The organism is Escherichia sp. GZ89, assembly GCF_019366485.1.
GTDB lineage: Bacteria > Pseudomonadota > Gammaproteobacteria > Enterobacterales > Enterobacteriaceae > Escherichia > Escherichia fergusonii.
The window spans coordinates 1-11,843 of sequence record NZ_JAEOHX010000013.1; the positions used below are offsets into that span (position 1 = coordinate 1).

Here is an 11,843-nt window from a genome sequence, read left to right on the forward strand (position 1 = left end):
TGAAAAACGTTCTTTGCCAGGTCGATACCAAGAGTTGATACTTTCATGTGGACGCTCCTAATTTTTCAGGACGTATTACAACGATCCAGTCTGGTACTTTGATACCGTAAAATCTGGAGCGTCCATCTCATTATCCCTGTAAAACGCGCCCTCAGCCCACATCCATGTGGGCTGCCCCGGCCTTCAGGGAACGCCTCGGCGATTTTGACGCCACCAACACCGGTGCGGTTTGTAATTAAAGCGCAAGAATATCTTTAAATGAAAATGAATACCCTACCGATCCTTATGCATAACATTTCCTTTTAATTGCAACTTTACTCGTCCTTCCGCTTTCAGTAGTGTGTCATCGCGCATTTCGACTTCTTTCTTTGCAAGGACTGGTTTTTCATGTTTTCTGGGCTGTTAATCATTCTGGTTCCCCTGATTGTGGGTTACCTCATTCCGCTTCGCCAACAAGCTGCGTTAAAAGTTATTAATCAGCTATTAAGCTGGATGGTTTACCTTATTCTCTTTTTTATGGGTATCAGTCTGGCGTTTCTCGATAACCTCGCCAGTAACCTGTTGGCGATTCTGCATTATTCCGCCGTCAGTATTACCGTTATTTTACTGTGTAATATTACCGCCCTGATGTGGCTGGAGCGAGGCCTGCCGTGGCGCAACCACCATCAGCAAGAAAAACTCCCGTCACGTATTGCGATGGCGCTGGAGTCCCTCAAGCTCTGCGGTGTGGTGGTGATTGGCTTTGCTATTGGCCTTAGCGGATTAGGTTTCTTACAACACGCTACGGAAGCCAGCGAATACACGTTAATTCTGCTACTTTTCCTCGTCGGTATTCAGTTGCGTAATAATGGCATGACCTTAAAGCAGATTGTCCTTAATCGCCGGGGAATGATTGTCGCTGTGGTGGTGGTGGCCAGTTCTTTAATTGGTGGTTTAATTAACGCCTTTATTCTTGATCTTCCCATCAATACCGCGCTGGCAATGGCTTCCGGTTTCGGCTGGTATTCTCTTTCCGGTATTTTATTGACCGAATCTTTTGGTCCGGTAATCGGGAGCGCAGCGTTTTTTAATGATCTGGCCCGTGAGCTGCTTGCTATTATGTTGATCCCAGGCCTGATTCGCCGTAGCCGCTCTACTGCACTGGGCTTATGCGGTGCGACGTCGATGGATTTCACACTGCCCGTTCTTCAACGTACTGGCGGGCTGGATATGGTCCCGGCGGCGATTGTTCACGGTTTTATTCTTAGCCTGTTAGTGCCGATCCTCATCGCCTTTTTCTCTGCATAATACCTCTCTGGCGGTAGATCCCTGCCGCCAAAATTGCGCTAAATCAATCTCCCTTAAAGTTGCATGAAAAATCCCTTTTATCCCCGTGTTAAGCGTCTTAACCTTAAACATGTATATTAAATATAACTTTAAAAGGTGTGATCATGTTTTGTGTGCAATGTGAACAAACTATCCGTACTCCGGCAGGAAACGGCTGCTCATACGCGCAGGGGATGTGTGGTAAAACGGCGGAAACCTCTGACCTTCAGGATTTACTCATCGCGGCGCTGCAAGGGCTTTCAGCCTGGGCGGTAAAAGCGCGTGAATACGGCATCATCAACCACGATGTAGACAGCTTCGCGCCGCGCGCATTTTTCTCAACCCTGACCAACGTTAACTTCGATTCTCCGCGTATTGTCGGCTACGCCCGTGAAGCAATTGCCCTGCGTGAGGCGCTGAAAGCACAGTGCCTGGCTGTAGATGCCAACGCCCGCGTCGATAACCCGATGGCTGACCTGCAACTGGTGAGTGACGATCCCGGCGAGCTGCAACGTCAGGCGGCGGAATTTACTCCCAATAAAGATAAAGCTGCGATTGGCGAAAACATTCTCGGCCTGCGTCTGCTCTGCCTGTATGGCCTGAAAGGTGCTGCCGCCTATATGGAACACGCGCACGTTCTCGGTCAATATGACAACGATATTTACGCCCAGTACCATAAAATCATGGCATGGCTGGGTACCTGGCCTGCCGATATGAACGCACTTCTCGAGTGCTCCATGGAAATCGGCCAGATGAACTTCAAAGTGATGAGCATTCTGGACGCAGGCGAAACCGGTAAATACGGTCACCCGACGCCAACTCAGGTCAACGTCAAAGCGACGGCGGGTAAATGCATTCTGATTTCCGGTCACGATCTCAAAGATCTCTACAACTTGCTGGAACAGACCGAAGGCACGGGTGTTAATGTCTACACCCACGGCGAAATGCTGCCTGCGCATGGCTACCCGGAGCTGCGTAAATTCAAGCATCTGGTCGGTAACTACGGCAGCGGCTGGCAGAATCAACAAGTAGAGTTCGCTCGCTTCCCTGGACCTATCGTGATGACTTCGAACTGCATCATCGATCCAACCGTAGGGGCTTATGACGATCGTATCTGGACCCGCAGCATCGTTGGCTGGCCGGGTGTGCGTCATCTGGATGGTGATGATTTCTCAGCAGTTATTGCCCAGGCACAACAAATGGCGGGCTTCCCGTACAGCGAAATTCCGCACCTGATCACCGTGGGCTTTGGTCGTCAGACGCTGCTTGGCGCGGCGGATACGCTGATTGATCTGGTGAGCCGTGAAAAACTGCGTCATATCTTCCTGCTCGGTGGCTGTGACGGCGCACGCGGCGAGCGCCACTACTTCACCGATTTCGCCACCAGCGTACCGGATGACTGCCTGATCCTGACCCTCGCCTGCGGTAAATATCGCTTTAACAAACTTGAGTTCGGCGATATCGAAGGTCTGCCGCGTCTGGTAGATGCTGGTCAATGTAACGATGCTTACTCAGCGATTATTCTGGCTGTCACTTTGGCAGAAAAACTGGGCTGCGGTGTCAACGATCTGCCGTTGTCGCTGGTACTCTCCTGGTTCGAACAAAAAGCGATTGTTATTCTGCTGACGCTGCTTTCTTTGGGCGTGAAAAATATCGTTACCGGCCCGACTGCACCTGGCTTCCTGACGCCAGACCTGCTGGCGGTACTGAACGAGAAATTCGGCCTGCGTTCTATCACCACTGTTGAAGAAGACATGAAGCAACTGTTGAGCGCGTAAGGAGTTTGTCGATGACGATGCCAACCAATCAATGCCCGTGGCGGATGCAGGTTCATCACATTACGCAAGAAACGCCGGATGTGTGGACGATTTCCCTGATTTGCCACGATTACTACCCGTATCGCGCCGGGCAATATGCGCTGGTCAGCGTGCGTAACTCAGCGGAAGCGCTGCGTGCTTACACCATTTCCTCCACGCCAGGCGTGAGTGAATACATCACTCTGACCGTGCGGCGGATTGATGACGGTGTCGGTTCCCAGTGGCTGACCCGCGATGTAAAACGCGGTGACTACCTCTGGCTTTCGGACGCGATGGGGGAATTTACCTGCGACGATAAAGCAGAAGATAAATTCCTGTTGCTGGCGGCCGGCTGCGGTGTCACACCGATTATGTCGATGCGTCGCTGGCTGGCGAAAAATCGCCCGCAGGTGGATGTGCAGGTGATCTACAACGTGCGTACGCCGCAGGATGTTATTTTCGCCGATGAATGGCGTGACTATCCGGTGACACTGGTGGCGGAAAATAACGTTACCGAGGGTTTCGTTGCCGGACGTCTGACACGTGAACTGCTGACAAGAGTTCCTGATTTAGCCTCTCGTACTGTGATGACCTGTGGCCCGGCTCCGTATATGGATTGGGTAGAGCAGGAAGTGAAAGCGCTCGGCGTGACGCGTTTCTTTAAAGAGAAGTTCTTTACGCCAGTGGCGGAAGCAGCAACCAGTGGTCTGAAATTCACCAAACTGCAACCAGCGCAAGAATTTTACGCACCTGTTGGCACCACACTGCTGGAGGCTTTGGAAAGCAACAAAGTTCCGGTTGTCGCCGCCTGCCGTGCAGGTGTTTGCGGCTGCTGTAAGACGAAAGTGGTTTCCGGTGAATATACGGTGAGTAGCACAATGACGCTGACCGACGCCGAAATCGCTGAAGGTTACGTACTGGCCTGCTCCTGCCATCCGCAGGGGGATTTGGTTCTCGCGTAAAGATAACTGCCCGGCACAATTCGCCGGGCAGCTTTAAATGGACAGCAACGTAAAAATTTATCGCCAGGCAGAGTTACCCGCCACGGCATAACGTCCCGCGCCCAGAAACGCGACTGCAAGAGCTGCAACAAAGAAATAAACCAGGCTTTCAATCGCCCAGGCACCGGTTTTATCCAGCATCCCTGTTTTTCCCATTCCCACCATCAACCATGCAACGACCATGGTCAGGGCGATAACAAGAGCAGAAGGTCTCGTCAAAATACCTAATATAATCAGTACTGGCGCAACTACTTCCCCAATAAGTACACCGTAGGCAATAAAACCGGGGAAACCTTTTGCAATCAGCATTCCACTAATACCATCAATCCCGGCAAATAATTTATGCACCCCGTGAAACAGCATTAATCCGCCCACGGCCAAACGTAACAATAATTTGCCAAAATCCTCATGTGTCAGCATTCGGTTTACTGCATTTAACAATGATGCAACCATCTGAATTTAGTCCTTTTATCGTGAAAATGCCATTCGCATCAGCCTTGGGCATTACCGGATTAAAAGCAACTGAAATATCAAGATTTGGCCAGCGCAACAGGCAGCATCTACTAAACTTGTTACCGTTATCACATTCAGGAGATGGAGAACCATGAAACAAACGGTTGCAGCTTATATCGCCAAAACACTCGAATCAGCAGGGGTAAAACGCATTTGGGGAGTGACTGGCGACTCTCTGAACGGTCTTAGCGACAGTCTTAATCGCATGGGCACCATCGAGTGGATGTCCACCCGTCATGAAGAAGTGGCGGCCTTTGCCGCTGGCGCTGAAGCCCAACTTAGCGGGGAACTGGCGGTCTGCGCCGGATCATGCGGACCTGGCAACCTGCACTTAATCAACGGTTTGTTCGATTGTCACCGTAATCACGTTCCGGTACTGGCAATTGCCGCTCATATCCCTTCCAGCGAAATTGGCAGCGGCTATTTCCAGGAAACCCACCCGCAAGAGTTATTCCGCGAATGTAGCCATTATTGCGAGCTGGTTTCCAGCCCGGAGCAGATCCCACAAGTGCTGGCGATTGCTATGCGTAAAGCGGTGCTAAACCGTGGCGTTTCGGTTGTCGTTTTACCGGGCGACGTGGCGCTAAAACCTGCACCGGAAGGGGCAACTACCCACTGGTATCACGCCCCCTTACCCGTTGTCACACCTGAAGAAGAAGAGTTACGCAAACTGGCGCAACTGCTGCGTTACTCAAGCAATATCGCCCTGATGTGCGGTAGCGGCTGCGCGGGGGCGCATAAAGAGCTCGTCGAGTTTGCCGGAAAAATTAAAGCGCCTATTGTTCATGCCCTGCGCGGTAAAGAACATGTCGAATACGATAATCCGTATGATGTCGGAATGACGGGATTAATCGGCTTCTCGTCAGGTTTTCATACCATGATGAACGCCGACACGTTAGTGCTGCTCGGCACCCAATTCCCCTACCGTGCGTTCTACCCGACCGATGCCAAAATTATTCAGATTGATATCAACCCAGCCAGCATCGGCGCACACAGTAAGGTGGATATGGCACTGGTCGGTGATATCAAATCGACTCTGCGTGCATTGCTGCCTTTAGTGGAAGAAAAAACCGATCGCAAATTTCTGGATAAAGCGCTGGAAGATTACCGCGATGCCCGCAAAGGGCTGGACGATTTAGCTAAACCGAGTGAGAAAGCCATTCACCCGCAATATCTGGCGCAGCAAATTAGCCATTTTGCTGCCGATGACGCCATTTTCACCTGTGATGTCGGCACACCAACGGTATGGGCGGCGCGTTATCTGAAAATGAACGGCAAGCGCCGCCTGTTAGGTTCGTTTAACCACGGTTCGATGGCTAATGCCATGCCTCAGGCGCTGGGCGCGCAGGCAACCGAGCCGGAACGTCAGGTGGTCGCCATGTGCGGTGATGGCGGTTTCAGTATGTTGATGGGCGATTTTCTCTCTGTGGTACAAATGAAGTTGCCGGTAAAAATTATCGTCTTTAACAACAGTGTGCTGGGCTTTGTGGCGATGGAGATGAAAGCTGGTGGCTACCTGACTGACGGCACCGAACTGCATGACACCAACTTTGCCCGCATTGCTGAAGCGTGCGGCATTACGGGTATTCGCGTGGAAAAAGCGTCTGAAGTCGATGAAGCCCTGCAACGCGCATTCTCCATCGACGGCCCGGTGCTGGTGGATGTGGTGGTTGCGAAAGAAGAATTAGCCATTCCGCCGCAGATCAAACTCGAACAAGCCAAAGGTTTTAGCCTGTATATGCTGCGCGCAATCATCAGCGGACGCGGCGATGAAGTGATCGAACTGGCGAAAACGAACTGGCTAAGGTAAAAAGGGTGGCATTTCCCGTCATAATAAGGACATGCCATGATTGATTTACGCAGTGATACCGTTACCCGACCGAGCCGCGCCATGCTCGAAGCAATGATGGCCGCCCCGGTTGGGGACGACGTTTACGGAGACGACCCTACCGTTAATGCTCTGCAGGACTATGCGGCAGAGCTTTCCGGTAAAGAAGCCGCCATTTTTCTACCTACCGGCACCCAGGCAAACCTGGTCGCGCTGCTCAGTCACTGCGAACGCGGAGAAGAGTATATTGTCGGGCAGGCTGCACATAATTATCTGTACGAAGCCGGTGGCGCTGCGGTACTGGGCAGCATTCAACCGCAACCTATCGATGCTGACGCCGACGGTACGCTACCGCTGGATAAAGTGGCGATGAAAATCAAACCCGACGATATCCACTTTGCCCGCACCAAATTACTCAGTCTGGAAAACACCCACAACGGCAAAGTGCTGCCGCGTGAATACTTAAAAGAAGCATGGGTATTTACCCGCGAGCGCAATCTGGCACTGCATGTTGACGGTGCGCGCATCTTTAATGCCGTGGTGGCTTACGGCTGCGAACTGAAAGAAATCACGCAATATTGTGATTCGTTCACCATTTGTCTGTCGAAAGGTCTTGGTACGCCAGTCGGTTCATTACTGGTCGGTAATCGTGATTACATTAAACGTGCCATTCGCTGGCGGAAAATGACTGGCGGCGGGATGCGCCAGTCCGGGATTCTGGCCGCAGCCGGAATGTATGCGCTGAAAAATAACGTCGCACGCTTGCAGGAAGACCACGATAACGCCGCCTGGATGGCGGAGCAACTGCGTGAAGCAGGCGCGGATGTGATGCGTCAGGACACCAATATGCTGTTTGTTCGCGTCGGACAAGAAAATGCTGCCGCGTTAGGCGAATACATGAAAGCGAGAAACGTACTGATTAACGCCTCGCCGATTGTCCGCCTGGTAACCCATCTTGATGTCTCGCGTGAACAACTGGCAGAAGTCGCAGCCCACTGGCGCGCTTTCCTGGCGCGTTAAGGAGAGAGACGTGCCGCAACGCATTTTAGTTCTCGGTGCCAGTGGCTATATTGGTCAGCATCTGGTGCACGCGCTTAGCCAAAAAGGGCATCAGATCCTGGCGGCGGCACGTCACGTCGACAGGCTTGCAAAGCTGCAACTGGCAAACGTCAGTTGCCATAAAGTCGATCTCAGCTGGCCGGATAACCTTCCGGCCCTGTTGCAGAATATCGATACCGTCTATTTTCTGGTGCACAGCATGGGCGAAGGCGGCGATTTTATCGCTCAGGAACGCCAGGTAGCTCTTAACGTCCGCGATGCGCTGCGCGAAGCTCCGGTTAAACAATTAATCTTTCTCAGTTCATTGCAGGCCCCGCCTCACGAGCAGTCGGACCATCTGCGCGCCCGTCAGGCTACAGCGGATATTCTTCGTGAAGCGGGTGTCCCGGTGACCGAATTGCGCGCCGGAATTATCGTTGGCGCAGGTTCAGCGGCGTTCGAAGTCATGCGCGATATGGTGTACAACCTGCCGGTGTTAACCCCGCCGCGTTGGGTCCGTTCACGCACCACGCCCATCGCGCTGGAAAACTTGCTGCACTATCTGGTGGCGCTGTTAGATCATCCGGCCAGCGAACACCGCATCTTCGAAGCCGCCGGACCAGAGGTGCTCAGTTATCAGCAACAGTTTGAACATTTTATGGCGGTGAGCGGTAAGCGCCGCTGGTTAATCCCCATCCCCTTTCCCACCCGCTGGATTTCGGTGTGGTTTCTCAATGTGATTACTTCCGTACCGCCCACCACAGCCAAAGCGTTGATACAGGGGCTGAAACACGATCTGCTGGCGGATGACACCGCGCTACGTGCACTCATTCCACAACAACTGATCGCATTCGATGACGCGGTACGTCGCACGTTGAAAGAAGAAGAAAAACTGGTCAACTCCAGCGACTGGGGATACGACACTCAGGCCTTTGCCCGCTGGCGACCGGAGTATGGCTATTTCGCCAAACAGGCAGGGTTTACCGTTAAAACTTCTGCCAGCCTTGCGGCTTTATGGCAGGTGGTGAATCAAATCGGCGGTAGAGAGCGTTATTTCTTTGGCAATATTTTGTGGCAGACCCGGGCGCTGATGGACCGCGCGATCGGTCATAAGTTAGCGAAAGGCCGCCCGGAGCGTGAATATTTGCAAACTGGCGATGCGGTAGACAGCTGGAAAGTGATTATCGTCGAGCCGGAAAAACAACTGGCGTTGTTATTTGGCATGAAAGCGCCGGGGCTGGGGCGCCTGTGTTTTACCCTAGAGGATAAAGGCGACTACCGCACCATCGATGTTCGCGCGTTCTGGCATCCGCATGGGATGCCAGGGCTGTTTTACTGGTTACTGATGATCCCCGCGCATCTGTTTATTTTTCGCGGAATGGCAAAACGAATCGCCAGACTGGCAGAACAAAGCACAGATTAATCGACAAAACCTGCGTTATTCTTTCATGTTTCCCATTGCATCAAGGGGGAAATCACGGAAGAATGCGCACGTCATTTTCTCAACAACAGTGGATTGATATGAAGGTACTGGTTACCGGCGCCACCAGCGGCTTAGGTCGAAACGCGGTAGAGTTTTTATGCCAGAAAGGCATCAGCGTGCGTGCGACCGGTCGCAACGAGGCAATGGGTAAATTGCTGGAAAAAATGGGCGCAGAGTTTGTTCCGGCGGATCTGACCGAGCTGGTCTCATCACAAGCTAAAGTGATGCTCGCAGGCATTGATACGTTGTGGCACTGCTCCAGCTTTACCTCTCCGTGGGGGACACAACAGGCTTTCGATCTGGCTAACGTTCGCGCCACTCGCCGTCTGGGTGAATGGGCTGTCGCCTGGGGAGTACGTAACTTTATTCATATCTCTTCCCCCTCCCTGTACTTCGATTATCACCACCATCGCGATATTAAAGAAGATTTTCGCCCTCACCGCTTCGCTAACGAGTTTGCCCGCAGCAAAGCGGCCAGCGAAGAAGTGATCAATATGCTTTCGCAGGCGAATCCACAAACACGCTTTACTATTTTACGCCCACAAAGTCTGTTCGGGCCACACGATAAAGTCTTTATTCCCCGTCTGGCGCATATGATGCACCACTACGGCAGCATTCTGTTACCACACGGCGGCAGTGCGCTGGTCGATATGACGTACTATGAAAATGCCGTGCACGCCATGTGGCTGGCAAGTCAGGAAGCCTGCGATAAGCTGCCTTCCGGGCGAGCATATAACATTACCAACGGCGAGCATCGCACTCTACGCAGCATCGTGCAGAAGCTGATCGACGAGTTGAATATTGACTGTCGTATTCGTTCCGTCCCCTACCCGATGCTGGACATGATCGCCCGCAGCATGGAGCGTTTAGGTCGCAAGTCAGCAAAAGAGCCGCCGCTGACCCACTACGGCGTCTCTAAGTTGAATTTTGACTTTACGCTGGATATGACGCGTGCACAGGAAGAATTAGGTTATCAGCCAGTCATCACTCTTGATGAGGGCATCGAGAAAACTGCTGCCTGGCTGCGCGATCACGGGAAACTGCCCCGCTAATCCTGACCGTATTTCTCCAGCAATGCTTCGGCAATCGCCTGAGTTTCTGCATCCGCTTCGCCGTTGTATAACGTCGGGCGGAAATGCATCTGGAACGCCATAATCACGCGCCGCTGCTCGCGCGGTGTCATATCTGGTTTTACGTCATAACCGTAGCGCGCCAACAGTTCCAGCAATGATGCGGTATCTACTGGCGTGTGTGGCGCACGCCCGGCAAGGTAAAAATTTACCCGCTGCGCATCCGGCCAGGCACCAATCCCCTGCTGCGCCAGTTGCTGCCAGGGAAATAACGGCCCCGGATCATCTTTGCGCTGCGGCGCAATATCCGCATGCGCCACCACGTTTTCCGGCTTGATGTGATAACGGGTAATAATATCTTTCGCCAGGGGGATGAGCGCCTGTATCTGTGCCGGTTCAAACGGAGCAAAATATTTCATCCCCGACGATTTTTGCCAGCCTCGGTTTTCCAGCTCAATGCCAATAGAGGTGTCGTTAAGGCGTGTTGCCCCGCGCCAGGCGCTAATCCCCGCATGCCAGGCCAGTTCCTGTTCCGGCACCAGTTGCCAGATGCGCGGTTTACCGTTGTATCGTGGTGGCACCGCAGGGACAAGATAATGCGAACTGACCTGCTTATCGGTCAGTGTCGCCAGCGAACTATCAAAATCATCTGCGGTGTAGTGGATCACCAGCACTTTAATGCGCGGATACGCCGCCTGCGCCTGGCGTCGGGTATCAAGCTGATATCCCTCTTTCTCGACAATGCCTTTTTCGCCTGCACACCCTGCCAGTAACAGAGCGGCGGCGACCAGCCAGAAGACTCTTCTCATCGACGTGTTTTCACCGCCGTACCGCTGACGCTAACCATCAGCATACTGCCGTTTTGCCCGACCGTTTCGTAGTCGATATCAATACCGACTACGGCATCGGCCCCCAACGCCCGCGCCTGATCGCCAAGTTCCTCAAAGGCAATCTCCCGCGCTTTACGCAATTCTTTTTCATAAGCCCCGGAGCGTCCGCCAACGATATCGCGGATACCGGCAAAGAAATCACGGAAAATATTGGCACCTAAAATCGCTTCGCCTGTCACCACACCGCAATATTCAACGATGGTCTGGCCTTCCAGAGTTGGAGTTGTGGAAAATTGCATGATCGATCCCCTTGTTTGCTAAGCCTTCGATCTCAAAAGCATTATCAGACTGATACGCTATTATTGAAAGGATATCATTATTATCGTAGAACGCTTTCAGAGCGATCGCTTATAAGGAAATGATTATGCGCTACAGCAAATTGACAATGCTTATCCCCTGCGCACTGCTCCTCAGTGCCTGCACCACAGTCACTCCAGCTTATAAAGATAACGGCACACGTACCGGTTCCTGTGTCCAGGGCGGCCCTGACAGTGTGGCCCAGCAGTTTTATGACTACCGCATTTCACACCGCAGTAACGACATTACCGCTCTGCGCCCATATTTAAGTGACAAACTGGCAACTTTGCTGAGTAATGCCAGCCGCGATAACAGCCATCGTGAATTGTTAAGCAGCGATCCGTTCTCCAGTCGAACCACCTTGCCAGACAGCGCCCGTGTTGCCAGTGCTTCAACAATCCCGAATCGTGATGCGCGAAATATTCCTCTGCGTGTGGATCTAAAACAGGGTGATCAGAGCTGGCAGGATGAAGTGTTAATGATTCAGGAAGGCCAGTGTTGGGTGATCGACGATGTACGCTATTTAGGCGGCAGCGTTCATGCCACGGCGGGTACGCTTCGTCAGTCTATCGAGAATCGCTAACACCTTGATCAACCAATAACCCCCGTAAATTGTCCGGCA

General features: G+C 52.5%; 11 protein-coding genes. 8 read left to right on the forward strand and 3 right to left on the reverse strand.

Features of this window, described 5'->3' with window-relative positions; all coding sequences use genetic code 11:
* Positions 1-387: 387 nt before the first annotated feature.
* The 3 genes from lysO to hcr all read left to right on the forward strand — a co-directional run bounded on the left by lysO (position 388) and on the right by hcr (position 4,063).
* Positions 388-1,287: an L-lysine exporter LysO gene (gene lysO, locus K0335_RS17975; protein ID WP_104919481.1), complete on the forward strand. Its 900-nt coding sequence runs from the start codon at positions 388-390 to the stop codon at positions 1,285-1,287.
* Between the two features lie 143 nt (positions 1,288-1,430).
* A complete protein-coding gene (hcp, locus tag K0335_RS17980) occupies positions 1,431-3,083 on the forward strand; it encodes a hydroxylamine reductase (protein WP_000458829.1) in 1,653 nt (550 codons plus the stop codon).
* A gap of 11 nt (positions 3,084-3,094) precedes the next feature.
* Positions 3,095-4,063 (forward strand): NADH oxidoreductase, encoded by a 969-nt coding sequence (hcr, locus tag K0335_RS17985; RefSeq protein WP_104919482.1) that lies wholly within the window; start codon positions 3,095-3,097, stop codon positions 4,061-4,063.
* Positions 4,064-4,120: 57 nt separating this feature from the next.
* Here the strand turns inward: hcr and K0335_RS17990 are convergent, their stop codons facing one another.
* Positions 4,121-4,555, reverse strand: a complete 435-nt coding sequence (locus tag K0335_RS17990; RefSeq protein WP_000226602.1) for a DoxX family protein — start codon at positions 4,553-4,555, stop codon at positions 4,121-4,123.
* A 151-nt stretch (positions 4,556-4,706) separates the two neighbouring features.
* On the opposite strand from K0335_RS17990, the gene poxB reads away from it, so the two are divergent.
* The 4 genes from poxB (at position 4,707) to K0335_RS18010 (ending at position 10,016) form a co-directional block, all read left to right on the forward strand.
* On the forward strand, positions 4,707-6,425 hold the full coding sequence (gene poxB / locus K0335_RS17995) for a ubiquinone-dependent pyruvate dehydrogenase (RefSeq protein WP_104919483.1): 1,719 nt from the start codon (positions 4,707-4,709) through the stop codon (positions 6,423-6,425).
* A gap of 36 nt (positions 6,426-6,461) precedes the next feature.
* On the forward strand, positions 6,462-7,463 hold the full coding sequence (gene ltaE / locus K0335_RS18000) for a low-specificity L-threonine aldolase (protein WP_021540858.1): 1,002 nt from the start codon (positions 6,462-6,464) through the stop codon (positions 7,461-7,463).
* A gap of 10 nt (positions 7,464-7,473) precedes the next feature.
* Positions 7,474-8,904, forward strand: a complete 1,431-nt coding sequence (locus tag K0335_RS18005; RefSeq protein WP_104919484.1) for an SDR family oxidoreductase — start codon at positions 7,474-7,476, stop codon at positions 8,902-8,904.
* Between the two features lie 98 nt (positions 8,905-9,002).
* Positions 9,003-10,016: an NAD(P)-dependent oxidoreductase gene (locus tag K0335_RS18010; protein WP_024256718.1), complete on the forward strand. Its 1,014-nt coding sequence runs from the start codon at positions 9,003-9,005 to the stop codon at positions 10,014-10,016.
* Here K0335_RS18010 and amiD read toward each other — a convergent pair.
* Both amiD and K0335_RS18020 read right to left on the reverse strand, forming a co-directional pair.
* Positions 10,013-10,843 (reverse strand): N-acetylmuramoyl-L-alanine amidase AmiD, encoded by an 831-nt coding sequence (amiD, locus tag K0335_RS18015; RefSeq protein WP_001255172.1) that lies wholly within the window; start codon positions 10,841-10,843, stop codon positions 10,013-10,015. The genes K0335_RS18010 and amiD overlap by 4 nt on opposite strands.
* Positions 10,840-11,163, reverse strand: a complete 324-nt coding sequence (locus tag K0335_RS18020) for a heavy metal-binding domain-containing protein (protein ID WP_001160731.1) — start codon at positions 11,161-11,163, stop codon at positions 10,840-10,842. Before K0335_RS18020 ends, amiD begins: the two co-directional genes overlap by 4 nt.
* Positions 11,164-11,288: 125 nt before the next feature.
* Here K0335_RS18020 and K0335_RS18025 point away from each other — a divergent pair, with 125 nt between their 5' ends.
* Positions 11,289-11,804: a lipoprotein gene (locus K0335_RS18025; RefSeq protein WP_001270745.1), complete on the forward strand. Its 516-nt coding sequence runs from the start codon at positions 11,289-11,291 to the stop codon at positions 11,802-11,804.
* Positions 11,805-11,843 lie beyond the last annotated feature (39 nt).